At 37.1% G+C, this 26,231-nt stretch carries 23 protein-coding genes and 1 other RNA gene; 19 read left to right on the top strand and 5 right to left on the bottom strand.

Annotated elements, in window-relative coordinates; genetic code table 11:
- Positions 1–40: 40 nt before the first annotated feature.
- From pstA to gshB, 4 genes are all read right to left on the bottom strand, one after another.
- A complete protein-coding gene (pstA, locus tag U736_RS0101835) occupies positions 41–1,330 on the bottom strand; it encodes a phosphate ABC transporter permease PstA (protein ID WP_026500215.1) in 1,290 nt (429 codons plus the stop codon).
- Positions 1,327–2,787, bottom strand: coding sequence for a phosphate ABC transporter permease subunit PstC (pstC, locus tag U736_RS0101830; protein WP_026500214.1), 1,461 nt, complete (start codon positions 2,785–2,787; stop codon positions 1,327–1,329). The genes pstA and pstC overlap by 4 nt, the downstream gene beginning before the upstream one ends.
- Before the next feature lie 75 nt (positions 2,788–2,862).
- Positions 2,863–3,909 carry a PstS family phosphate ABC transporter substrate-binding protein gene (locus tag U736_RS0101825; RefSeq protein ID WP_026500213.1) on the bottom strand — a complete coding sequence of 349 codons (1,047 nt, stop codon included), beginning with the start codon at positions 3,907–3,909 and terminating at the stop codon, positions 2,863–2,865.
- A 142-nt stretch (positions 3,910–4,051) separates the two neighbouring features.
- Positions 4,052–4,990: a glutathione synthase gene (gene gshB / locus U736_RS0101820; RefSeq protein ID WP_026500212.1), complete on the bottom strand. Its 939-nt coding sequence runs from the start codon at positions 4,988–4,990 to the stop codon at positions 4,052–4,054.
- A gap of 87 nt (positions 4,991–5,077) precedes the next feature.
- On the opposite strand from gshB, the gene U736_RS0101815 reads away from it, so the two are divergent.
- Positions 5,078–5,872 carry a molybdopterin-synthase adenylyltransferase MoeB gene (locus U736_RS0101815; RefSeq protein WP_012754649.1) on the top strand — a complete coding sequence of 265 codons (795 nt, stop codon included), beginning with the start codon at positions 5,078–5,080 and terminating at the stop codon, positions 5,870–5,872.
- Between the two features lie 893 nt (positions 5,873–6,765).
- On the opposite strand, the gene U736_RS0101805 is transcribed toward U736_RS0101815, so the two are convergent.
- Positions 6,766–7,329 (bottom strand): c-type cytochrome, encoded by a 564-nt coding sequence (locus U736_RS0101805; RefSeq protein ID WP_026500211.1) that lies wholly within the window; start codon positions 7,327–7,329, stop codon positions 6,766–6,768.
- Positions 7,330–7,433: 104 nt separating this feature from the next.
- On the opposite strand from U736_RS0101805, the gene U736_RS0101800 reads away from it, so the two are divergent.
- The 18 genes from U736_RS0101800 (at position 7,434) to U736_RS0101720 (ending at position 26,131) form a co-directional block, all read left to right on the top strand.
- The gene (locus U736_RS0101800; RefSeq protein ID WP_012754647.1) at positions 7,434–8,165 is read left to right on the top strand and encodes a 3-deoxy-manno-octulosonate cytidylyltransferase; all 732 of its coding nucleotides are present in this window, start codon (positions 7,434–7,436) and stop codon (positions 8,163–8,165) included.
- Positions 8,162–9,037 (top strand): prephenate dehydratase, encoded by an 876-nt coding sequence (locus U736_RS0101795; protein ID WP_026500210.1) that lies wholly within the window; start codon positions 8,162–8,164, stop codon positions 9,035–9,037. Before U736_RS0101800 ends, U736_RS0101795 begins: the two co-directional genes overlap by 4 nt.
- A 304-nt stretch (positions 9,038–9,341) precedes the next feature.
- Entirely contained in the window at positions 9,342–9,749 is a 408-nt protein-coding gene (locus U736_RS0101790; protein ID WP_026500209.1) for a hypothetical protein, read from the top strand.
- Between the two features lie 1,592 nt (positions 9,750–11,341).
- Positions 11,342–11,439: signal recognition particle sRNA small type (ffs, locus tag U736_RS11655), an RNA gene on the top strand.
- 223 nt (positions 11,440–11,662) lie between these two features.
- Complete coding sequence (locus U736_RS0101785; RefSeq protein ID WP_012754644.1) at positions 11,663–13,603, top strand: DNA polymerase III subunit gamma/tau; 1,941 nt, start codon at positions 11,663–11,665, stop codon at positions 13,601–13,603.
- Positions 13,604–13,617: 14 nt separating this feature from the next.
- On the top strand, positions 13,618–13,941 hold the full coding sequence (locus tag U736_RS0101780; RefSeq protein WP_012754643.1) for a YbaB/EbfC family nucleoid-associated protein: 324 nt from the start codon (positions 13,618–13,620) through the stop codon (positions 13,939–13,941).
- Between the two features lie 30 nt (positions 13,942–13,971).
- On the top strand, positions 13,972–14,577 hold the full coding sequence (gene recR, locus U736_RS0101775; RefSeq protein ID WP_012754642.1) for a recombination mediator RecR: 606 nt from the start codon (positions 13,972–13,974) through the stop codon (positions 14,575–14,577).
- A gap of 49 nt (positions 14,578–14,626) precedes the next feature.
- Positions 14,627–15,655 carry a YeiH family protein gene (locus tag U736_RS0101770; protein WP_026500208.1) on the top strand — a complete coding sequence of 343 codons (1,029 nt, stop codon included), beginning with the start codon at positions 14,627–14,629 and terminating at the stop codon, positions 15,653–15,655.
- A gap of 752 nt (positions 15,656–16,407) precedes the next feature.
- A complete protein-coding gene (gene tsaB, locus U736_RS0101765) occupies positions 16,408–17,094 on the top strand; it encodes a tRNA (adenosine(37)-N6)-threonylcarbamoyltransferase complex dimerization subunit type 1 TsaB (RefSeq protein ID WP_012754640.1) in 687 nt (228 codons plus the stop codon).
- Positions 17,094–17,576, top strand: a complete 483-nt coding sequence (gene rimI / locus U736_RS0101760) for a ribosomal protein S18-alanine N-acetyltransferase (protein ID WP_012754639.1) — start codon at positions 17,094–17,096, stop codon at positions 17,574–17,576. Before tsaB ends, rimI begins: the two co-directional genes overlap by 1 nt.
- 40 nt (positions 17,577–17,616) lie before the next feature.
- A complete protein-coding gene (gene miaB / locus U736_RS0101755; RefSeq protein WP_012754638.1) occupies positions 17,617–18,993 on the top strand; it encodes a tRNA (N6-isopentenyl adenosine(37)-C2)-methylthiotransferase MiaB in 1,377 nt (458 codons plus the stop codon).
- A gap of 158 nt (positions 18,994–19,151) precedes the next feature.
- Positions 19,152–20,276 carry a PhoH family protein gene (locus tag U736_RS0101750; RefSeq protein ID WP_026500207.1) on the top strand — a complete coding sequence of 375 codons (1,125 nt, stop codon included), beginning with the start codon at positions 19,152–19,154 and terminating at the stop codon, positions 20,274–20,276.
- Positions 20,273–20,764 carry an rRNA maturation RNase YbeY gene (gene ybeY, locus U736_RS0101745; RefSeq protein ID WP_012754637.1) on the top strand — a complete coding sequence of 164 codons (492 nt, stop codon included), beginning with the start codon at positions 20,273–20,275 and terminating at the stop codon, positions 20,762–20,764. Before U736_RS0101750 ends, ybeY begins: the two co-directional genes overlap by 4 nt.
- An 85-nt stretch (positions 20,765–20,849) precedes the next feature.
- Positions 20,850–21,875 carry a hemolysin family protein gene (locus U736_RS0101740; protein WP_012754636.1) on the top strand — a complete coding sequence of 342 codons (1,026 nt, stop codon included), beginning with the start codon at positions 20,850–20,852 and terminating at the stop codon, positions 21,873–21,875.
- Positions 21,838–23,472 (top strand): apolipoprotein N-acyltransferase, encoded by a 1,635-nt coding sequence (gene lnt, locus U736_RS0101735; protein WP_012754635.1) that lies wholly within the window; start codon positions 21,838–21,840, stop codon positions 23,470–23,472. The genes U736_RS0101740 and lnt overlap by 38 nt, the downstream gene beginning before the upstream one ends.
- A gap of 148 nt (positions 23,473–23,620) precedes the next feature.
- On the top strand, positions 23,621–24,034 hold the full coding sequence (locus U736_RS0101730) for a helix-turn-helix domain-containing protein (protein ID WP_012754634.1): 414 nt from the start codon (positions 23,621–23,623) through the stop codon (positions 24,032–24,034).
- A gap of 130 nt (positions 24,035–24,164) precedes the next feature.
- Positions 24,165–25,433: a methionine adenosyltransferase gene (gene metK, locus U736_RS0101725; protein ID WP_012754633.1), complete on the top strand. Its 1,269-nt coding sequence runs from the start codon at positions 24,165–24,167 to the stop codon at positions 25,431–25,433.
- Complete coding sequence (locus U736_RS0101720; protein ID WP_012754632.1) at positions 25,430–26,131, top strand: tRNA (guanine(46)-N(7))-methyltransferase TrmB; 702 nt, start codon at positions 25,430–25,432, stop codon at positions 26,129–26,131. Before metK ends, U736_RS0101720 begins: the two co-directional genes overlap by 4 nt.
- Positions 26,132–26,231: the final 100 nt, after the last annotated feature.

The raw sequence follows: 26,231 nt of genomic DNA, 5'->3' as shown, positions 1-26,231 counted from the left end.
ACCTTACAAAAATCTTATCAAAACTGTTATTTTATTAAAATTACTGGCGGCGTTCAAATCGTCGACGTAAAAAAACCGCAGAAATATTCATGATTGCAAGAAAAATCATTAATACAATAATAGCACCTGACGTCTTTTCAACAAAAGCGCGCTCTGCTTCACCCGCCCACATAAAAATTTGAACAGGCAAAGCCGTTGCTGGATCCATGGGGGTTGTAGGAATATTAACAACAAAAGCAACCATTCCAATCAGAAGCAAAGGCGCTGTTTCACCCAAAGCCTGTGCGACTCCAATAATTGTGCCTGTCAAAATACCAGGCGCAGCTAAAGGAACAACATGATGAAAAATCATTTGTGTTTTTGATGCTCCCAGTCCTAAAGCTGCTGCACGAATAGAGAGAGGAACAGCACGCAGAGCAGAACGTGTTGCAATAATAATCGTGGGAAGAGTCATGAGCGCTAAAACAAGACCACCAACAAAAGAGGCTGAACGTGGTAATCCTAAAAAATTAACAAAAAAAGAGAGTCCTAAAAGACCAAACACAATTGAAGGAACAGCTGCAAGATTATTGATATTAACCTCTATAAAATCTGTAAATTTATTTTTGCGTGCATATTCTTCCAAATAAAGAGCCGTTGCTATGCCTATCGGAAGTGAAACTAATAAAACGATGCCTATCATATAAAGAGAACCAATAATCGCAACACCTAATCCCGCAGTCTCAGGACGACTTGAAGCGCCAAATGTAAAAAAACCAATATTAAATGTTTTATAAAGCGTACCATCATGCGCTAAACGCTTTATCCATTCTACTTGTCGATTAGAAACTTTACGGTTTTTTTCTGCTACACGCAGATCAATCTGTCCCTTATAAGCAGAATCAATATCCGCAGATGCCAAAACCTTAACTTTTTGCATTGTGCCAATCAGTTTTGGATTCTTTGTTACCATTTCACGCAGCTGAACGCGGACACCATTTGAAAACATACGGTTAACTTCTCGAAGAGAGGCGCGGTCATTTTGATCTATATTAAGTTTCTTTGCTAAAGCATTGCGTACAAGAAGTGGATAATTCGCCGTCATGAGCACTCGCGGTTTTGTTTTATGTTGACCACTTGGATCAATGATCTTTTCATCCAAATAAATCAATAATGTCATTTCACTTTGAAAAAAAGCTGTATAACCCTGACTAATGATAGACCATAAAAGCGTAAATAAAAAAAACAAACCAATAAAAATAGCAATCAAACCATAGGCACGAAAACGACGTTCAGCCCAATACCGACGCTTGAGGCTAATATTGCGACGAGGAAAAAAATCTTCATTCATTCATATTGTTCCCGATATTTACGCACAATATAAAGAGCCAGAATATTCATCAAAAGTGTCATAACAAAGAGCGTCATCCCTAAGGCAAAAGCCACCAGAGTTTGTGGAGAATTAAACTCAAAATCACCGGTCAATTGATTAACAATCTTAACAGTCATCGTAGTCATTGCTTCGAAAGGATTGAGTGTTAAGTTTGCTGCAACACCTGCCGCCAAAACCACAATCATTGTTTCTCCAATTGCACGCGATGCCGTTAACAAAATGGCCCCCATAATCCCTGGAAGCGCTGCTGGTATAACAACTTTTTTAATTGTTTCAGATTGCGTTGCGCCTAAACCATAAGAACCTTCACGTAAAATGCGTGGAACAGCCGTAATAACATCATCCGATAAAGAGGAAACAAAAGGTATCAACATAATTCCCATCACAACTCCAGCGGTCAAAACACTTTGTGCCATAATAAACCCAACCCCATCTGAGAGAGAAACAGAGAGATCACGTAAAAATGGTCCTACAACCTTCAAAGCAAAAAAACCATAAACAATGGTTGGAATGCCAGCAAGAACTTCTAATAATGGTTTTACAATTGCTCGCAATCGCGCAGAAGCATACTCAGCCATATAAAGAGCTGAAAATAGCCCTATAGGTACAGCAAAAAGCATGGCGACAAATGCAATATAAAGCGTACCAGCAAGAAGCGGTATTAAACCAAATTGTCCTACTTCATCGCTTGAGCCGCTCGCGGAAAAACGCGGATCCCAAACTGTTCCTAAAAAGAAATTTGAAAATGATACAGACTGAAAAAAGCTTACTGTCTGAAAAAGCATAGAAAGCGCAATGGCTATTGTTGTCAAGACTGCAACAATAGATGCACAAATTAATCCAATAATAATAAAAGATTCAACCTTATTGCGCGCACGCTGATGAGGCGCAATTTGCACCATTCCACAGATAAAACCCAAAGACGCAATAACAAAAAGGAAACCATAACCTATAAACTTAAGCTTTTCAGAAAAGAATACCCACGACTGTGCTATTTTGAACACATCATCCGATGCTTCACTAGGTAAAATCAATCCCTTCGCGAATAACTGTGCCTGCACTTCCTTATAGGAAGCGGTAGAAAGATTCCCCTCAAAGCGATGAATCATTTTGACGAGACTTCGAAGTATCTCCCAAAGTAGATCATGATTTACAGACTTTGTTCCATGCGCACTATACGCCCCAAGCTCTCGAGAGGCATTATATTCTAAATAAATTGTACTCCCAGCATCCCAAACAATTAAAAAAATAAAAGCTGGAATAACAGTAATCAAAAATGTCCCCCAGCCATAATAATACGCACGAGAATGCATCTTATGTTGTTTGTATTCAAGAATGCGTGCTCGCATATAAGAAATACAAAAGCCACAAAATCCAAAAATCAATAATAACAAAATAATGAAGGAAATGCGCATTTTATCTTTCAGTTTTTATAAAAAATAGCACCTAAATTTCCTATCCCAGAAATCCAACCAATTATTCCCTGCAAATTATTTCAATGTCATTACTCGACCAGTAGAAAAATCAGAACGCTGTGCTTGACGCTCCTTTTCAGGAGAAACAATCAAACCATATTCAGCCAAAGGACCATCTGGACCAATCATTTGATCAGAAAGAAAAAAGTCAACATACTCTCGCAAACCTGAAACAATATCTAAATGTGCTTTCTTAATATAGAAAAAAAGCGGTCGAGAAACTGGATATTGTCCACTAGAAATCGTCTCAACTGTTGGCGCAAAACCGTTAATATCGGCAACCTTTAGCCTATCAGCATTATTTTGATAAAAAGACAAACCAAAAATACCAACCCCTGTTTTATTAGAAGTTAGACGCGCAAATGTTTCAGAATAATCACCATCAATATCAACCGCTTTTCCATCCTTACGTACTGCAATACAAGCAGTGTGTATCTCCTTATCATCCATTCCTAAAGACTTCATCACCTCAACTGCCCCACTCTCTTTACACCCCTCAGTAAGTAATTTTTCCTCAAAAACTTCACGCGTCCCATGCTTCTCTCCAGGAATATACGCTGCTATCGTCCAATCAGGAAGAGCACTATTAACTGCACTCCATTTCAAAACATTATTCGGTTGCAACTTTCCGTCTATAATAATTCGAGCAGCAAGAGCTTTATAAACATCTACTGGCTTTAATTTCCAATCAGGACCCTTAACATCTGTTGCAAAAACAATACCATCATACCCAATACGTATTTCCTCAACATCTTTTACACCAGCATCAAAACAAGACTGTAATTCACTCGGTTTCATTGCTCGCGAAGCATTGACAATATCAACGGTGTTCTCCCCAATCCCACGGCAGAATTCCTTAATACCAGCTCCTGTTCCACCCGATTCGATAACAGGAACCTTAAAATGGGGATAAATTTCTCCAAATGTCTCAGCAACAATCTTTTGATAAGGTAAAACTGTAGATGAACCAGTAATCTGTATTTGATCGCGCGCATTGCCTCCATTTGCTGACAGCAGTAGCGCAAAAATCAATCCCACTCCAATTGATAATACTCTGCTCATCTATAAACTCCCTAAAAATTGAGGACAAAGCCTCTTAATTTATATCATACGGTCATTCTAGTTCACATTTGCAACATAACAAATATAAAAAACAACATGGATCATTTTTTTAAAACCATGTTTTTGTCCTCTGTCAAATAAATTAATTTGAACGCTTGAACTCAATAACATCCCAAAACAAATGAGCAACATCTGTACCGCAGAAGCGTTTAATTTCACGAATTCCTGTAGGAGACGTCACATTAATTTCTGTTATATAATCTCCGATCACATCAATCCCCACAAAAAGAAGACCACGTTCCTTTAAGGCTGGAGCAATGCGTTCACAAATCTCATAATCACGTTTTGTTAACTCAACATTTTCCGCGCGACCTCCAACATGCATATTAGAGCGCACATCTGTTTTTGTCGGAATTCGATTAATAGCTCCAACGGGTGTACCATCAAGCAAAATAATCCTTTTATCTCCTTTTCGTACTGCCTCTAAATAGCGCTGAACAATAAAAGGTTCATGATAAATTTCTGCAAACATTTCCAACAATGATGCTAAATTGCGATCATCTTGTTTTAAATAAAAAACACCAGCGCCCCCATTTCCATAAAGTGGTTTAACAATAATATCGCCAAATGTCTCTCTAAAAGCTGTTATTTCTTCAATATCTTTGGTAATTAATGTTTCTGGCATCAGATCAGAAAATTCAGTAACAAAAATTTTTTCTGGGCTATTGCGTACCCATGCTGGATCATTCACAACGAGTGTTTTAGGATGAATACGTTCTAACAAATGAGTCGTCGTGATATAATTGAGATCAAAAGGTGGATCTTGGCGTAAAAGAACCACATCCATATCTGTTAATTCCGTGCGAACAGGCTTTTCTAATTGATAGTGGCTTCCCTCTTTATCATGCACAATCAATGGCTCTAGTCGTGTAATCACACAACCATCACACAGAGATAAACGATCTGGTGTATAATGGAAGAGAGAATGTCCACGTTCTTGTGCTGCTAAAGCGAGTGCAAATGTCGTATCTCCTTGAATCCGAACTGTTGAAATATGATCCATCTGAATGGCAATTTTCATAAATAAATCCTCCCTATCCTAAAAGCAGACTGGTCTATGCACCATAAACTTAGTAAACAATAAAAGAACTATGACAAGAGAAAATTTATGACACAAGAAACAGATACAAAATTAAACAACAAAGAAATCGAACGCTATGCACGCCACATCATTTTGCCTGAGATTGGTGGTGCAGGGCAACAAAAGCTAAAAAAAGCACGTGTTCTTGTTGTGGGCGCTGGTGGTCTTGGTGCTCCTGTCTTAACCTATTTGGCTGCCGCAGGTGTTGGAACCCTTGGAATTGTCGATAACGACATCGTTTCACTTTCCAATTTACAACGCCAAGTTATTCATAAAACAAATGCAATAAACAAAAGAAAAACAGACAGTGCTGAAACCACTATAAAAGCAATAAATCCCCATGTTGTAGTTGAAAAACACACCCTACGCTTAGATAAAAGTAATGTGGATAAACTGCTCAATGCTTACCACATCATTGTTGATGGAAGTGATAATTTTACGACACGCTATCTTCTTGCTGATCACGCTGCCCAATGCAAAAAACCTTTAATAAGTGGTGCTGTAGAACGTTTTAATGGCTCATTAACCGTCCTTATGCCGTATAAAGACAATAATCCTCACTATCGCGATTTATTTCCCACGCCTCCGGCTCACGGAACTATCCCAACATGCGCTGAAACTGGAATCATCGGTGTTTTACCTGGCGTTATTGGAACCCTACAAGCAATGGAAGTTATTAAAATGATCACAAATATTGGTGAACCCTTAGTGGGAAAAATTCTTCTCTACAATGGATTATTAGCGCAATTTAATATTATTACTTATAAACGCTCAAATTATAAGGAAAATGCCATAGTTATTAAGAAGCTTGGGGAATCATGATTATGTCTCCTCCCGCATTAATTTTTAGCACTCTCGCAATATGTATTGAAATACTGATGTTTTATCGTAAGTCATCGAAACACTGTAACCAATGGAAACTATTAAATTTATCACAAATATGGAAGACCTTTTGTGAAAACAATAATTCTCTATAATAGCTTATCAGCATAATTTCATGTCATCGTCTATAAATGAACAAAGACTCGTGCAAACTTAGCTGCCATCAGTATTCTTGTGTAAAAAATTTTCGAAGTAGATAAAAATATAATCAGCAGAACTCTATTTTACTATTTACACATAAAAATTGCTTCACATGAAAGTGCTTACTTCAAACCATAACCTGTAAATAAATAATCTAAATCATAGTTTAGTTATCGATACTATAAAAGATCAATGATCTGTCCCTACACCTCTAACCTCAAGAGAAAACGTCTATTCATCAAGCATCATAAAACGCAGCTTAGGATTATTGCACGTATAAGAATAATCAATTGTCTCTGTCCATAAGAAAAATACATGGGTATTGATGTGTACAGAAAGATTAAGATAAACCTCATGGAGAGCTTTAATTACATAATTATTGCATTCAGAAGAAGAAAGCTGCGGCTCATGAATTTATAATCCTTCAGCAATAATTTCACAGACAAGCATATGTAGAAAAAGTGAAGAAAACGAATCTTGAAAATCAATCTGCAGATGACAGCGTAAAGAGTGCATTTTTATAAAAGATCTCTTTAAAACAAGCGAGTAAATATATAACATTAAATGTGTTCTGTTTTGAATGAGGGACGTTCCCCCTAACAAAACATCGATAAGAGCTCCTTTGATAAAACCGTGAAACTAAAATTACAAAAAATCAGACTTCTTTCTAAAATTAACATCTATGGTATAAGTTAATTTGGCTCGTTCGCTTTATTATTATCCATTGGTAAAGGAACAGGATGATCGGATAAACTGCGTAAATAAAGCAAAAGATCGGCACGATCTTGATCATTTTTAATTCCACGAAAAGACATAATAGTCCCAGGAAAAGCTTCACGTGGAGAATGTAAATAACGATCCAAAGTGATAAAATCCCATTTTTGATCAGAATGAGAACGCAATGCCCGTGAATAAGCAAAACCTGCTGCTGATGCCAAAGGGCGATTAACAATCTCCCAGAGAACTGGACCAACACGCCCTGCTTCATTGCGTCCAGAAGTATGGCATATGGCACATTGGCGAAAAAGTTTACGGCCATTTTCAAAATTGCCTTGTCGAAGACGGCTATTTAGTGATAGAGAAACATCAGGTGCTTTTTGTTTTTCTTGAAATGTATCATTCTTGGCAACTGTATGATAATATTGGACTGATGTAGGATGATCGTAAACTATATTGCTGAGTGTAGAAATCCCCACAATAATGACCAGCACACATAAACAAGCACAAATAAAATAAATAAATCTCGGGCGATTCATAAAAACTCAAATGTTCACGGTTTCATTACCATTTTTAGTTTAAGCTTTTTCTTTATAACACACAACATCATAAATGCATCACAGATGACATTTGGAATCTTACAATGGCTCTTGAACCAATTATTCTTATTCCTGCTCGTATAGGCTCAACCCGTCTTCCTCAAAAAGCTCTCGCTGAAATTGGCGGAAAGCCGATGATTGTACATGTCGCAGAACAAGCCAAAAAAGCTGCAATAGGGCGTACGATCGTTGCAACAGATCATAATGATATTGCTAAAGCTGTTGCAGATTATGGGCATGAATGTATCATAACACAAGGTGATCATAAGTCTGGATCTGATCGTATTTATGAAGCTTTAATGCGTATTGATCCTGAACAACGTTACAATACCATTTTAAATATACAAGGTGACTTACCAACAATAATGCCTCGTGAAATCATTCATGCGCTACGCCCTTTAGAAAATAGCTTTACTGACATTGCAACCTTGGGTGCTCGAATCATTGAAGAAAATGAAAAAAGAGATCCCAATGTGGTCAAAATCATTGGTACACCTCTTTCTCAAAATCGCCTTCGTGCTCTTTATTTTACGCGCACCACAGCACCTTATGGAGATGGTCCTCTTTATCATCATATTGGAATATACGCTTATCGGCGCGAAGCACTTGAGAAATTTATATCATTCAAACCCTCTACACTCGAGCAACGCGAAAAACTTGAACAATTACGTGCATTAGAACATAATATGCGCATCGATGTGGAGATAGTTGATACAATTCCCTTAGGCGTAGACACACAACGTGATCTCGATAGAGTTCGTAAGATTTTAGCATGAAAATACTTAAAAAAACCAATAAAATTTCTTTCCAAGGAGAATACGGCGCTAATTCCCATATTGCTTGCTCCAATATGTTCCCCAATATGGATGCTGTTCCCTCTGCTACTTTTGAAGACGCCCTTAATTTAGTGGAAAGTGGGAAAGTTGATCTTGCTATGATCCCTATTGAAAATACTCTTGCAGGACGTGTTGCAGATATTCATCATCTTTTACCGCAATCATCTCTTTATATTATTGATGAATATTTTTTACCTATCCATTTTCAATTAATGGTTTTGCCCGGCGTTACATATGACGAAATTAAAACCGTTCACAGCCATACGCATGCCCTTGCACAATGTCGAAAAATCATACGAAACAACGGTTGGAAACCTGTTGTTTCTACAGACACTGCTGGAGCTGCAAAATTTATTAAAAAAAATGCTAAACGTTCACAGGCTGCCTTAGCTCCTCTGATCGCAGCAGAACTCTATGGACTTGATATTCTTGAAAGGGATGTTGAAGATAACCCTCATAATATTACCCGTTTTGTCATCCTTTCACGCTCCAAACGACATGTTCTCAAGCCTAAAAATGGCGAAAAAATCATCACCAGTCTTCTTTTTCGAGTGCGTAATGTCCCGGCTGCTCTCTATAAAGCTATGGGAGGATTTGCAACGAATGGTATCAATATGACAAAATTAGAAAGCTATCAAATTGGTGGAAATTTCAATGCAACACAATTCTTTGTTGATATTGAAGGACATCCTGAAGATCCGATGATGAAACTTGCCTTAGAAGAATTATCTTTCTTTTCTGCAGAATTGCGTATTATAGGTACTTATCCCGCACAAAACGATCGAACATCGTATATATATAAAAGCAATTAAGCTGCCATCATTTTTTGCTGATATCAAAGAGCATCGTAAAAATTTCATGATGCAACACATCTCGGAAGAGCTTGTTTTTTCTACTCAACACCCTTCATAAACACTGAAGAAGAAAATTTAGCTCTCAAAACAATTCAAATTATTATACATAATAGAGCATTCAAATCTCTTAGACTGATATCATTCTGAACATGGTTTAAAGCTAGAAAATGCACCTTAGCCCTGCTTTTAGCATTAAGTTTGAAATTTCATTTTTATAAAACTGATTTATGATTCATCTCACTTTAGAAAAAAGGAAAGGATAATGAAAAAAATCTTCGCGCAAGGATTATTAGCCGCAAATATTCTCGCCTACTCTAGTGTTGCATTTGCTGGCTTTGGTGAGAGAAAATGGAATTTTGCGCTGGATGAAAGTGTTGTGATCACCCCATCCGATATTGTCCATCAAGGAGTTGAATACTCTTGTAGTATCTTTAAACCTAATAAAGTATCCTTCACTTTATTGTACTCTACCCCTTCTGATCTAAACAAATTGAGAATTGTTGTTGATGATGAAAAGAAAATAACCCATGATAAAGAAAAGAAGATCTTTACACTAAAAAATATAAAATCTCTTCATATAATTTTTCCTTCGTCAGGACATTATATTTTTAAAAATATTACGAAGAAAAAAGTTGTTGGAACAAATTGTGATACAGGAGATTATGATTAATAATATTTCTATAACATCTAAATTTGAGTAAAGTTATTCTTTTTTTCAGGTATTTTTTTTCAAAATACGGCATGATAAGCTGTTAAAACTGATCACTGAAGAGGTATTTTTATACTAATATGGAAAACCTTAAGCTGCTTAGAACATTAGATATTGAAGGACTTTTGCAAAAGCTAAAAGACTAAACTTAAATTGTTCTGGATTTTCTACTATCAGAGCTATTTTTTTAATAAGAATATGACTTCTATCTCCGTAACCGCTTCATTTTAAGTGCTATGAAGCACATCGTACCCAAATCACTTAGATAAACAGAAAAGAAAAATTTGCTCTATAGATGCATTCCTCGCTGCATTTTAAATCATACTCATTCAGCTCTTTGTAAAAATTCATCTCGCTTTTCCCTCCTTGTTAAAGAATATAATTATTTGGAACTATAAAATGTCGCTTATATCGAATAAGAATCATTTTTATGCTTATAAAACCAGTACCTCCCCCTTATTTCTATAGCGTTGAATGTTGCATCTTCTCTTGTATGAGCACAGTCACTTAAAAATATATGAAATCTTTTCTCAAATGATGAAAATTCATATATTGATCCATCTTGTGATAAACATCGATGTTTTTTAATTAAAAGAACAAGCACGCAAAGAGCGATAACATCTACTCAGTATTTATATTCGTATATGTTAAAAGAAAAAATATTACGTATTTGATATTCTCATTCACTATAGAAATCAGGTGGTGGTCTTATAAGATATTTAAGATATTGACTTATCATTATAAGACTTTGATTTTTTTATACTGAATTACAACCACGAATAAAGTAAGATCCTCCCATCTTAAATCTTCATATTGAATCAATTAAAATCGTTTCCTTGAAAGTTACAAATGGGAGTGGTGTGTGAGTAAAAACGATTAAAAAAGGAATAAAAATGCTTCTTATAAAGCCTCTCAAGTGTAAGGGATCGCAACATTTAGAATTGTTAATAGTATGAGGGCTCAAATTTATACTTTTATTAAGCATAAAGAGGGTAGTGCACAATGGATTTATACCTCAAGGGAAGTATGTATACTATTTACGAGTGGAGTTTGAAATATAGTTAAGAGTACTGAGAAATAGCTCTTTAAAAAGCATGTGAATGGACAACTTTAAGTTATTCTGTTTGGGATGTTCTGTTTTGTGTGAGAGGAGCAACACCATTAAAGCAATATTTGCTAATTATTTAAATAGCACTCTTCCCCCTAACTTTCGAATGTTAGCCAATTACATGCTCTATCTACTTTATTTGCTTCTTTGACTGTTGTAAATTTTTGATGATTCAATTTCGTAGTTTTAGAACAGACATATCTATCCTAAAACTCTTACATGTTTCAGCGAATGAGAATAATTATACATTCAGATTATCTTAAGCGAAAAATATTTTCATACCAAATAAATATGAAGAGCTACTGCTATGAAAACTGATAAATCCATAATCTCTTTGTTGTTTATATGTCAATAAATTAAACGCAAAGGAAAATTCTTCATCGTTCTTAGGATATTTTTCGTTTCTGAGCTTGATTTTTCATTCCAAATCGACAATATGAACTTGGGAGGTTGGTGGTGGACGAACAGCTCGCCAACTGGGTCAGGTCTGGAAAGAAGCAGCCCCAACGAGTTCTGGTACGGGTCATCGTGCCAACCTCCTATTTTTCTGAAGAAATTATTTTTTATGCTGTCTTTTAGCGAGGTACTTTTAATCTTCAGAGCGGCATTTGTATGCAGCAAATAAAGGGGTTTTGTTATTTTTTAACAAATTGTCCCATAAATAATTTGATTAAGAAAAAATCCTTTTATATGAGACTACAGTATTGATCTATGCTTTTGTATTATCAAAATGTACGCATAAAGAACTTCGAAGTTGGAAATATTCATGGAAAATGTACCGGTAGAAACAGCCTATCGTGTTCTTGCTCGTAAATATCGACCCCAAAACTTCTCTGACCTTATTGGTCAGGAAGCTATGGTGCGTACTCTCACCAACGCCTTTGAAAAAGGTCGTATTGCACAAGCGTGGATGTTAACAGGGATTCGTGGCGTAGGTAAAACCACAACAGCACGTATTTTGGCACGTGCGCTTAATTATAAAACAAAAGATATTGACCAACCGACAACCGTATTGGACTCTCTTGGTGAACATTGCACACAAATTATCGAAGGACGCCATATTGATGTTATAGAAATGGATGCCGCTTCTCATACGGGCATTGATGATATTCGTGAAATTATTGAACAAATACGCTATCGTCCTGTTTCTGCACGTTATAAGGTTTATATTATCGATGAAGTACATATGCTCTCAACACAAGCCTTTAATGGTTTATTGAAAACTCTTGAAGAACCACCGTCCCATGTGAAATTTATTTTTGCCACAACAGAAATTCGCAAAGTTCCTATTACAATCCTTTCGCGTTGCCAACGTTTTGATTTGCGGCGTATTGAATCAAAAGCTTTGAGTGCACATTTGCGCCAAATTGCGAAATATGAAAAGGTAGAAGTAGAAGATCAAGCACTCTCTATGATTGCCCGTGCTGCAGAAGGATCTGCACGTGATGCATTATCCATTTTTGATCAAGCGATTGCCCATAGCAATGGCAATGTTAATGCCATTGCGGTGCGTACAATGTTAGGATTAGCGGATCAAGCACGTATTATTGATCTTTTTGAATTTATCATGAAGGGCGATGTTGTTAATGCATTACATGAATTACGCAGTCAATATGAGGCAGGTGCTGATCCTCTTACTATATTGACAGAACTAGCCGACTTTAATCATTTGGTCACACGTTTACGTTTTACACCAGAAATAGTGGAAGATTTCTCACTGACTGAAGAACAACGTTTAAGAAGTTTAGACTTTTCAAAAAAACTTTCCGTTCCTATTTTATCCCGAAACTGGCAAATGTTACTCAAAGGTTTACAGGAAGTTAATCAAACTGCACGTCCGCTTCAAGCTGCTGAAATGCTTTTAATTCGTCTTGCTCACACGGCTGACTTACCAACTCTTGATGAAGCTTTAAAAAAGCTTACGCAAGAAAAAACACCTCTCACACTGGTTAAAAACTCTTCTCATCAAGAATCTACAAATGCAAATAATATAACAAAAGAAACAATGGTCGAAGCCCATGCTTCCTCGAGCGTTTCAAATACATTACCAGATCAATCAGATTTAAAAACATCCTTGAAAAATCAATTAGATCATTCCTTACAACCGGAAAATTTGGTTAAAAATCAAACCCCTGACAAAATCAACGTCCAAGAAGTAACAGAAACTCTTGAAAATTCTCAATCTATTGATCTTTCTGAAAAGAGTGCAAATTTATCGCGTTCTGTCACGCAAACAACAGAAAAGATTACTCAACCTAAAACTCTAGTGATTAATTCTTTGCACGATATTGTTCAATTAGCCGAACAGCATAATGATGCCCCTTTCAAACTTCTTATTAAAGAATTTGTTCATCCTGTTTCTTTTGAAGCTGGGCATATTACCTTAAGACTTTCTGAAAATACCCCACAATTTCTTGCTCATGATATAGAAAAAAAGATATCTCAATGGACTGAAAAACGCTGGACAATAACTTTTGTTAATGAAGGAGGTGGCCCAACCTTACAGGAGGAAAGTATAGCGATTCAAAAGACTCTTTTTTCCAATGCAGAAACAGATCCTGATATCGCGAAAATCCTCAACCATTTCCCAGAAGCAAAAATTGTCGATATTCGACTCAATAAAGAAGAAAATGATCTTGATTTACTCCCCAATACCTTTAAAAATGCTGATATTTTTAAAAATAAAAATGATATCAATGATGAATAAGGATACCTATTCCTATGCGTGAAATGATGAGTATGATGAAAAAAGCCAAAGAAATGCAAGAAAAAATGCAGAAGATTCAGGAAGAAATAGCTAATCTGCAAGCTACCGGCACTGCAGGTGGAGGTCTCGTCAATATCACTTTAAATGGCAAAAATATTATAACAGCAATTCAAATTGATCCTTCATTACTCAAACCTGAGGAAGCTGAAATTCTCGAAGATCTCATTATGGCAGCTTATAATGAAGCAAGAACAAAAATCGAAATCGCAATAGAAGAAAAAACCAAAAGTATAACGGCAGGGATACCGCTCCCTTCAGGTTTCAAGCTTCCATTTTAATGAAACGGATTTTTTCCGTGGGACAAAAATATGTCTAAATACATTGCAGGACCTGAGATTGAACGTCTCATTCAGATTTTATCACGTATACCAGGTCTTGGTCCACGTTCAGCGCGTCGTGCTGCGCTTCATCTTATCAAAAAAAAGGAAACATTGCTGGAGCCTTTAGGAGCAGCTATACAAGCAGCTATAGAAAAAGTCGGCATTTGTTCTGTTTGTGGAAATGTCGATACCATTGATCCTTGTTCAATTTGTACAGATTTGCGCCGCGATGATACAACAATCATCGTTGTTGAGGATATTGCTGATCTGTGGGCTCTTGAACGCGCAAAAACTTTAGCCGCACGTTACCATGTATTAGGTGGACGACTCTCCCCCTTAGATGGAATAGGTCCTGACGAACTCAACATTGCCACCTTAATACAACGTGTTGTACAAAATCCTATTACGGAAATTATTCTTGCTGTCAATGCGACTGTCGAAGGTCAAACAACTGCTCACTATATCACCGATCAGCTCTCTAACTTCTCCGTTAAAATTACGCGACTTGCTCATGGTGTTCCTGTAGGAGGCGAGCTTGATTATCTTGATGATGGAACTTTAGCAGCAGCTGTACAAGCACGAACCAATCTTTAAAACTTTTTCCTCTTCACCTTTAGCTCTTTAATGACGGGGGAATATTAAAATGTCAAAGAAAAAACTCTCATTTTTGAACGACCTTGGTCCAGGTATTCTATTATGCCTGCTCATATCTGCCTTAGCTTATGGTTTAGAAGTAATAGAAAAACAGTTTTTCGCAGAAGCGTGGCTTGAAAACCTTTTTTTGGCAATTCTTTTAGGATCAATTACTCGTAGCTGTTTTAATCTGCCCAAATATTTCCAAAAAGGTATAGTCTTTTGTGCAAAAACGCTTCTTGAAATTGCTATTGTTCTTTTAGGGGCAAGCATTAGCATCCATGCTGTTCTTTCAGCCGGTTGGAATTTGCTTGCAAGCATCGTATTCGTTATATTTATAACGATCCTCATTAGTTTTGTTATAGGCAGACTTTTTGGACTTTCTGCAAATTTAGCAATGCTGGTCGCTTGTGGTAATGCCATTTGTGGCAATTCAGCTATCGTTGCAACTGCCCCGGTCATCCATGCTAAACATGAAGATGTAGCGGCAGCAATTGCTTTTACCGCTCTTTTAGGGGTTCTTATTATTTTATTTCTCCCTTTTTCACACCCACTTTTGAATTTATCATTTAACCAATACGGTGTGCTTGCTGGCATGGTTGTTTATGCTGTACCACAGGTCTTAGCAGCAACAGCGCCAATATCTTTCGTGAGCGTTCAAATTGCAACAATTGTCAAATTGGTGCGGGTTTTAATGTTGGGCCCTGTTATTTTTATCCTAGCCATCATCTATCGTCGATCAGCACAAACACATTTTCGTCTACACACTCTCGTCCCATGGTTTATCATCGGTTTTATTATCATGATGCTTATTCGTTCAAGCGGACTTATTCCTGAAACGGCTATAAACCCGATCAGACTTATTGCTCAACTGTTCACGGTCATTTCAATGGCAGCTTTAGGATTAGGTGTTGATATCCGCTCATTAAAAAAAGCAGGATGGCGCGTTATTTTAGCTTCAACTTTCTCCATACTCCTTCTTGGCGCTTGTAGCCTTATCATGATAGGATTGATTGATCTGAACCATATAACATTTTGAAATATGCATTTATTATTATTTTTCAATGGAGCATGCAATCAATCCAAAGGTTCACTAATATTAAAATCAGTTCTTTCATACAACCAGAAAAAGTTCTAAAAAACTGCTCATTATTCTATACAAAAAAATTGAAAGAGCTGATATTTAAGTGAAAACTGTCAAATTTGCTTTTTCAATTAGCTTTTCAGTCCATAATGATTTGCAACGGCGTAGTATTAAAATACGCAACTCATGCAAAACAATGCCATTTCTTTCATCTGCTCTCATTACGCTGAAGTTTTTATATAAAGACTGATAGAATATGCTCTTATTGGGAAAAAATGTGGGGTCATGGCTTTCCCCCTTTTAACTTACTTTTACTTACTATGGAATACAAATGGCATCATCATACTATTTGATAGCTCAAAATGTTTGTGACAATCCTTACATTTAAAAGATTCGTGAAAGGAGTTTTTATTCTTTTCTTCAACAGTTTTGATTCTCACCCTAATTCCGCTTGTAATATACAAGCTAATAACTTTAATTGTCTCACCATAAGTAGATTTGAAATAAGAGAATCTTACAATATTCAAGGTACTCATTCAAAAAGTGACAACAAATAGGGATTAAATCAACATCTCGTTCTATCCCATAAAAAGATATTGTTGCTTATTGGCACTAGTAACTTTCTTACAAATGAAATATACGACAATAAAAAGATTAAAAATACAGCAGGACTTTTGTTTATCGTTTTATTCAACTAAAATATTTTTATGCTTATCCTTGCTATAGATACTGCTTCAATTTATTGCGCTGTTGCGCTCATTCGTCATAAATCTGTTATTGCGCGTATCAATGAGCGCATGAACAAAGGACATGCTGAAAAACTTATTGAGCAGATTACACAAATAATGACACAAGCCAATATGACGCTTGATCAAGTTGAGCGTATTGCTGTCAATATTGGACCTGGATCATTTACTGGTGTACGTGTCGGTGTTGCAACAGCACGCGCTTTGGCATTAGCACTTGAAATACCTGCTGTTGGAGTGAGTGCTCTTGAAGCGTTAGCAGCACAAGTAATAAACAGTAAAAGTACAGCATCAGCAATTACTGTTGTCATTGAAGCAGGAAGAGAGATGTTCTACCATCAAAATTTTCATAATGATCTCACACCTTTGGGAGCGCCGGGATTAAAAACAATTGAAAATATCCTCGAAGATTTGCCCAAAAAAACCCGACTGACTGGCCCAGCGGCTGATGTCGTTGTGGAGCATATTAAAAGCCATAAAATAAACGAAAAAATTGTCCTAGAAAAAATCCCCTGCGAAGCGGCTGATATTGTAAACTATGCTTATCTTGCCGCAAACAAACAATCAAAAAATTCGCCTCGCCCACTCTATCTACGCAGCGCTGATGCAAAACAACAAACCAATTTTGCTTTACCACAAAAAAAATAATGCTCAAATTTTCATTGACAAAAAAGAATTTTGGAATTGCTCCGCTACAAGTTAATGATAGTGTTCCTCTTCATCAAATTCATCAACATTGTTTTACTCCGTCTTGGGGAAAACAAGCTTTTGATAATTTCTTAACAGATCACTCTATCTTCGGATACAAAGTTTTTCTCATTGATCGCTCTGATCAAATTTTAGGCTTTTGCCTATGCCGCCTCATCCTTGATGAAGCAGAAATCATCACAATTGCTGTTCACCCTCATTATCGTCAACAAGGAATTGGTACCTTTCTTATCGAAAGCACAGTGCACCATCTTCACGACAAAGGCGCTATAAAATTATTCTTGGAAGTAGAAGCCACAAACCTTTCTGCTTTGAACCTTTATCAACGCTTTGAATTTCAAAAAATTTCTGAACGTCTTGCCTACTACCCGTCAAAAGATGGTCGTGGTGATGCAATTATCATGCAAAAAACTTTTAAGTAAATAGATTGAGATTTGTGTAAAAAACATTTACACATGCACCATGAATAAAGAAAATCCTAAAAATACGCCTCCTGTTGCTCCGAAAAAGGTTTTTATCAAAACCTATGGATGTCAAATGAATGTTTATGATAGCCAACGGATGACTGATAGTCTCAGTTCGCAAGGCTATGTGACAACACAAATTCCCAATGATGCCGATCTTATTCTTGTTAATACCTGTCATATTCGTGAAAAAGCAGCAGAAAAACTTTATTCTGATCTCGGTCGTTTGCGCGTTATGCGTCAAGAGCGCACACCTGATAAACCCCTGATGGTTGGTGTAACGGGTTGTGTTGCACAAGCTGAGGGAAGTGAAATCTTGCGCCGTGCTCCAACAGTGGATCTTGTTATTGGTCCGCAAATGTATCATCGCTTGCCAGAATTGTTAGAGAAAGCCAAACAAGGAAAAAAAATTATCGAAACAGACTATGCTGTTGAAGATAAATTTGCTCATTTGCCGCCCCATAATAAACATGCAGTAAGAAAACGAGGTGTTAGCGCATTTTTAACAGTACAGGAAGGTTGCGATAAATTTTGCACTTTTTGTGTTGTGCCCTATACACGCGGTGCCGAAATATCACGATCCGTTGAGCAAATTACTGAAGAAGCCCTTCAACTCATCGAAGCGGGTGTCAAAGAAATTACGCTGCTTGGACAAAATGTCAATGGTTGGCATGGGCAAAGTGCTGATGGCAAAACTTGGCGTCTTGGCGATCTTCTTTATCATCTTGCAAAACTCGATGGTTTAAAGCGTTTGCGTTACACAACCAGTCACCCACGTGATATGGATGATAGCCTTATTGCCGCGCATCGAGATCTTGATATGTTAATGCCTTACCTCCATCTTCCTGTTCAATCAGGTTCAGATCGCATCTTAAAAGCTATGAACCGCCAACACAAAAGCTCTCATTATCTTCATCTTATTGAAAAAATTCGGACCGCACGGCCAGATATTGCCTTTTCAGGCGATTTCATTGTAGGGTTTCCAGGAGAAACAGATGAAGACTTTGAAGAAACCATTAAACTTATTCAACAAGTACAGTACAGTTCAGCTTATTCTTTTAAATATTCCCCCCGTCCTGGAACAGTGGGAGCCACAATGAAAAATCATGTTGATGAATCTGTAAAAGATGCCCGCCTTCAACATTTACAAGTCCTTCTCCTTGAGCAACAAAATGCGTTTTTGCGTTCTAAAATTGGTCAAAAAACTAACGTTCTCATCGAAAAACCTGGACGTCACTCAGGGCAAATGGTAGGACGTTCCCCTTGGCTTTTACCTGTTGTCGTAGATACAGAAGCCTCTATAGGTAGCGTAATAGAAATTCATATTAAAAATGCAAGCTCAAACAGTTTTGTTGGTGAAGTGACAAATAGATAAACATACTTCTAAAACCTTGTTCACAATAAATATTTTGGAAAACTCTTTTATTTTAAAAGAAAATGATTACATCTAAAACGTGCACTTTTTTAAAAAAATGTCTTTTATAGAATTTACTTAACAAAACGTGCAATATTTATGTAGATATGGAGAATAGGCTGAAAGCTTCAACCGAAAAAATAAAGCGTATTAAAGAAAAAGTAAATATGTCCCTTGAAAAGGCTGATACCTTGAAACAAACAAGCGCTTCAGATCCGAGCCAAGTTGTTTTGATTTTCGAAAATAATAAATATGCAAAAGCAGTTTTTGGTAAATTTGACGAAAATCTCGCTTATATCGAAAAAAAACTTGAACTTAGTATTCATCCGCGTGGTAATGAAGTCTTAATCCGTGGAAATATTTCTGTTATAAAACGTGCGCAATATGTATTACAGCAACTTTATGAACGTACCAAAACACACCAAGAGCTCACTTTATCAGATATAAAAGGAGCGCTTGCTATGGCAAATATACCAAAGAAGCAGAAAGAAGACACAATAACACACAAATCTGCAACGAAACGTATACCAGCACGGTTGAGTACCCATAAAAAAATAATTCATGCAAGAACTCCAATACAAGATGCTTACATACGCGCTATGGAGCATACTGAACTTGTGTTTGGTGTAGGACCAGCAGGAACAGGCAAAACGTATCTTGCTGTTGCTCATGCTGCAATGCTTCTAGAACGTGGTATCATTGAGCGAATTATTCTCTCACGTCCGGCTGTTGAAGCTGGAGAACATCTTGGTTTTCTTCCCGGTGATCTCAAAGAAAAAGTCGACCCATATTTACGACCACTTTATGATGCTCTTTATGATATGATGCCCGCTGAAAAAATAGAACGCATTTTAGCTTCTGGTGTCATAGAAATTGCTCCTCTTGCCTTTATGCGCGGACGAACACTTGCCCATGCTGCTGTTATTCTTGATGAGGCACAAAATACTACGCCCATGCAAATGAAAATGTTCCTCACACGTCTTGGAGAAGGAACACGTATGATTGTTACCGGTGACGTAAGCCAAATTGATTTGCCTACAGGGCAAAAATCAGGTCTCATTGAAGCAATTCGCATTCTTTCAAATGTAGAAAATATTGCAATTGTACATTTTGATGAAAAAGATGTTATACGCCATCCACTTGTTGCTGCTATCGTTCGTGCTTATGATCGCGATTCCGAAATACAAAATAAAAAAAAATCATTCGCATGCGGTGCATTAAAAAATGAATTTGATTCATCATGATTATTATTGATATAATGGTTAAAAGCGGAGGGTGGAATGATGAGAAAATGCTTTATAATATCACTGAAAAAGCATTAATGACGACTATGCATCATGTTTCATTGGCAAATGTTGTAAGCGAGATTAGCCTGCTTTTTACGGATGATAAACATATGGCACAAATCAATGCACAATGGCGCAACAAAAACAAATCTACTAATGTATTATCCTTTCCTGCTTTTCCACTTAAAGCTGGAAATCCTCCTGGTCCCATGCTCGGTGATATTATTATTGCGCGAGAGACTGTTGTTCTCGAAGCAGAAAAACAAGGAAAAACATTTCAAGACCATTTAACGCATATGATTGTTCATGGTATCTTGCATCTGCTTGGCTATGACCATGAAACTGATAATGAAGCATATCAAATGGAAAAGCTCGAAAGAGAAATTCTGCAAAAGCTTTCCATAAAAGATCCTTACGCTGAATTGTCTGTAAATGATAAAATTTAACTTTTAAAATCAATATTACGAGCATACCATTTAAAGCCTCTCATTCACCTAATTATAAAAAGAAAGTTTAGAAGATTTCAAAACCATGACAAACAAAACAAATGCACAAAATAATAGTCAAACATCTTCTAATAATGAAAAAAAAACCTCTCAACAGACGAATCATACAGAAAAATATTCTCTGATGAATCATTTGTTTTCATTCTTACGGGGTCGTAATTGTGTGTCTACATCACTGCGCGATGATCTTACCGTTGCACTCACGACTGACAATGAAAAAGACACTGCCCTCTTCTCACCTGAAGAACGTACTATGTTGCATAATATTTTACGCTTACGTGAAGCACGCGTGGATGATGTTATGATACCACGTTCTGAAATCGAAGCACTGGAAATAAACACTTCACTTGGAGAAACCCTTAAATGTTTCGCAAAAATTGGTCATTCTCGCTTACCTGTTTATGCTGAAACTTTAGATGATCCGCGCGGCATGATTCACATCCGCGATATTCTTAACTATATGACACGCTTTATTGTCAACCCAACAAAAACCGAACAGAAATCCGATTTGCTTCAATTAAACCATACAGACTTACATACCCCAATCGGTGAATTGGATCTGATCCGAACTGTTCTCTTTGTTCCAAGTTCCATGCTTGCAAGCAAATTATTAACACGAATGCAAACTACACGAACTCAAATGGCTTTAGTTATTGATGAACATGGGGGAACAGATGGTCTCGTTTCAATGGAGGATATTGTTGAATTGGTCGTTGGTGATATCGAAGATGAACATGATAATGTCGACAATGCTATCGTACGTGAACCAAACAATAAATGGCTCGTTGATGCAAGAACTGAACTAGAAGATGTGGAGAAAGCTCTTGGTCCTGATTTTATCGTAGGGGAATATGGTGATGATGTTGATACGATTGGTGGTTTGATCGTCTCCATTCTTGATCGCATTCCTGCCAAAGGTGAAATTGTCGAAGCTGTACCTGGTTATAGATTTCGTATTTTAGAAGCTGATAAACGCCGGATTAAGCGATTGCGTATTTTTCGCATTCCAAAAAATGAGAATCTTGAGAATAATGTCATCCCTAAAGAATAGTCCAGCGTTTTTAAACAATTTCATCGTTTTTTTGTCCTCTGTTACCGGTTGGAAGCGCCAAGCATGGATATTTCTGTGTGGTGCTCTTACTTCTTTTGCACTTCCACCCTTTTATTTGACACCTCTTTGCTTTTTAACTTTCCCTCTCTTTATTGTTTTACTTGACTCAATACGGGCCGCAAAAAACAATAAAAAACATTTTTTTATTTACGCTTTAAGCTGTGGAACCTTTGGTTTTAGTTATTTTATTTGCGGACTTTGGTGGCTATGCAATGCTTTGTTAACAGATCCAGATTCTTTTGGTTGGGCAGTCCCATTAGCCATTTTAGTTCCTCCACTCTACCTTTCTCTTTATTGGTTTTTTTCTGGTTTCATTGTTGGTTTATTATGGACAAAAGGAATAGCACGCTTTTTTGTTTTAGCCTTTGCATTAGGATTGTCCGAGTGGTTGCGTGCGTTTTTATTCACAGGATTTCCATGGAATGCTCTTGGCTATACAGCCATGCCAACCCCAATGTTCATGCAATCTGATGCAATCGTGGGACTTTATGGAATGAATATTCTTGCTGTCTTAGCCTACAGTTTGCCAACTGTTTTATTAACAGATGAAAAAAAGAAAGTGGCACTTTCTCTTTGCTTATCACTTATATTCATTCACAGTGGTTTTGGGTTTTATCGTCTTCATACTATAGAAAACACAGCTGAAAATCAAAAAAGTTCTTATTGGGTGCGCATTGTTCAACCTTCCATCCAACAAAATATAAAATTGCGTGATAATACACGAGAAGCTATGTTGGAAGCGCATATGAATCTAAGTGCAATGCCAACAACCGACCAAAATTCAGAACCCGATTTTATCGTATGGCCCGAAGCTTCCGTTCCTTACCTTCTCTATGATAACTCATCTATCACAATGCGCATTGCCTCTCTTTTAAAACCTAAACAATGGGCTATTATCGGAGCAATACGAGCCAGCAATGATCTACCTCATTCCCAAACACAATATTTTAATACAATTGCAGTCATTAATGCTCAAGGTAATATTTTAAATACTTCCGATAAACTTCATTTGGTTCCTTTTGGTGAATATCTTCCTTATCAGGATTTATTGAAAAAAATTGGATTGCGTACCCTTGCCGATAATATTGGTGGATATAGTGCTGCAAGTGTGCGCAAAATTGTTACAATGCCAAACGGATTTTCTTATCTACCCTTGATTTGTTATGAAGCAATATTTCCCCATGAAATAACTTTTAAAGGCTCCTCGCCTCAAGCAATTATTAATATTACAAATGATGCATGGTTTGGTGTAACACCTGGACCCTATCAACATCTTCAACAAGCACAACTTCGTGCCGTTGAACTGGGAATCCCCCTCATACGAGCAGCCAATAATGGAATATCAGCTGTTATTGATTCTTATGGACGAATCGTTGTAGCTCTTCAACAAAATGCTGTGGGCATTATTGATTCACAAGTTCCATCATCCATTACCCCTATAGGAAGCAATGAATACAGAACTTTCTCTACTTTTATCTTATTCATCCTTATGCTATTGTGTCGTGTTGGTTTTGGTTCTACAAAACAGCTTAAATGATTCAAGTGCCCTTTGTACGGTATTATGTTGCGTTTACCAGTAATATTGGGAAAAAATATTACATATTATTTTAATTATATGATAAATCAGCTGCGCATAAATATGATGTTGGTTTAGAAGAAAAGTGCTGGAAATAAAGAGTTGCATTATGACCGAAACTAGAAAAAAACCTGACCCTATAGATATCTATGTTGGAACTCGTATCCGTTTACGTCGTAATATTTTAGGACTCACTCAAGAGAAACTAGGTGAAAAATTAGGAATTACTTTTCAGCAAATCCAAAAATATGAAAAAGGAACAAACCGTATTGGTGCCAGTCGTCTTCAAGCGATAGCGGAAATTATGGATGTTCCTGTTTCTTATTTTTTTGATAAAGGTATTACCTCCCAACAAGTAGAGGGTTTTGCTGAAAGTGATCACAATTTTATAGACTTTTGTTCTAGCAGCGAAGGGATTCAGCTCATGCGCGCTTTTACAAATATATCTGATGCTAAAGTGCGTCGAAAAATTATTGATTTGGCAAAAGCACTTTCTGAGGAAGATTTGACAAATAAGCTATAAATTAAAATTATATCTTTTCTCTTTTATTCATATAAATTTTCATTGACGATTTGCTGTAGAATTAGCAAATCGTGACAACTTTAGTAAGAAATTAATTAAATCGTTGATTTTCTTTTTTGAAGGAGTTCCTATGCCGCATCAAGATTATCTTTTTACGAGCGAATCGGTATCGGAAGGACATCCTGATAAAATTTGTGATCGTATTTCCGATGAAATCGTTGATATGATCTATAAAGAAGCTGAAAAGACTGGTACTGATCCATGGTTAATACGCGTTGCCTGTGAAACTCTCGTCAGTGTCAACCGTGTTGTTATCGCTGGTGAAGTGCGTGTTCCCGATACGCTATTAAAAAAAGATAAAAATAAAGAATTTATCTATGATGAAACTGGCTTTCCACTCATTAATCCTACGCGTTTTCGTACAGCAGCGCGCCGTGCTATTCGTACCATTGGCTATGAACAAACAGGATTCCATTGGAAAACTGTTAAAATTGATGTTCTTTTGCGCCCTCAATCAGCTGACATAGCAAGAGGGGTTGATAATGCTACGGATCGGCATGGTGAAGAAGGAGCAGGTGATCAAGGCATCATGTTTGGATATGCTTGCCGTGAAACACCTGATTTCATGCCTGCGCCAATTTATTATGCGCATAAAATTCTCAAACTTCTTGCCGCAGCCCGTCATAAAGGAGAGGGAGAAGCTGGAAAATTAGGACCAGATGCTAAAAGCCAAATAACCATACGCTATAAAAATGGAAAACCGATAGAGGTCACATCCATTGTTCTTTCAACGCAGCACCTCGATGAAAGCTGGGATTCCAACAAGGTACGTACAGTGGTTGAACCTTACATTCGTCAAGCTTTACATGACATTCCCATTGCAGATCAATGCAGTTGGTATATTAATCCAACAGGAAAATTTGTCATTGGTGGTCCTCAAAGCGATGCCGGATTAACAGGACGCAAAATTATTGTGGATACTTATGGAGGTGCAGCACCCCATGGAGGCGGTGCTTTTTCAGGAAAAGATACAACAAAAGTTGATCGTTCTGCAGCTTATGCGGCACGCTATCTGGCTAAAAATATTGTTGCTGCTCATTTAGCAGAGCGATGCACCATTCAACTCTCTTATGCAATTGGTATTGCACAACCTTTATCTATTTATCTCAATCTTCACGGAACAGGAAAAGTCGATGAAAAAGTTATTGAAGCAGCCATTCGCAAAATAATGGACCTTTCACCTACCGGTATTCGAAAACATCTTGACCTCAATAAACCTATTTATGCGAAAACAGCTGCCTATGGTCATTTTGGGCGAAAACCAAAACACGATGGTTCGTTTTCATGGGAAAAAACTGATCTCGTGAAAACGCTTCAAACAATGATCCAAATCCCATGATTAAATATAATACACGCAAGAGTGAAGCATTTTTTGGACGCCGACAAGGAAAACAACTTCGAAACAGTCAGCTTACACGTATAAAAATGCTTCTCCCCAATTTAAATATTGATTTAAATGTCCCTCCTCCCTCAAACCTTACATCCTTATTTTCAAGCAAAGTAAGAGAAATTCGACTTGAAATCGGCTTTGGTGGAGGTGAACATTTACTTCATGAAATGGAATATTTTCCAAAAACCGGTTTTATCGGCGTCGAGCCCTTTATCAATGGCATGGCAAAAATATTGTTGTCCCTTGAACAGCATCAAAACTATCAAAATCATCTTCGCCTCTATAATGATGATGCTACACGCCTCCTTGATTGGCTCCCTGATAACTCGCTTGATGGAATAGACCTCTTTTATCCTGATCCTTGGCCGAAAAAGAAACACTGGAAACGACGTTTCATCAACATAAAAAATCTTAACCGTTTTGCTCGTGTTCTTAAAATAGGGAAAATTTTTCGCTTTGCTAGCGATATAGACAGTTATGTAAACTGGACTTTGTACCATTGTGCACAACATGATCACTTTGAATGGAAAGCAGAAAGCCCTCAAGACTGGAAACTCCCTTATCCACTATGGAAAGGAACCCGCTATGAAGCAAAAGCTTTACGCGAAGGACGGACGCCAGCTTATCTTACCTTTATCAAGAAATAAATGATCAAGCGCTTTTCTCATAAACAACTTGAAAAATTTTGAATTTAAGAGTATCAATAGCTAAATTCTTGGTCTTATGATGAAGGGTGGGCCGTTGGAC

Origin of the sequence: Bartonella grahamii ATCC 700132, from assembly GCF_000518085.1 — a bacterium.
In the GTDB taxonomy this organism is placed as follows: domain Bacteria; phylum Pseudomonadota; class Alphaproteobacteria; order Rhizobiales; family Rhizobiaceae; genus Bartonella; species Bartonella grahamii.
Note: the sequence above shows the minus strand (reverse complement) of the source record. Positions and strands in the feature narration are given on the sequence as shown.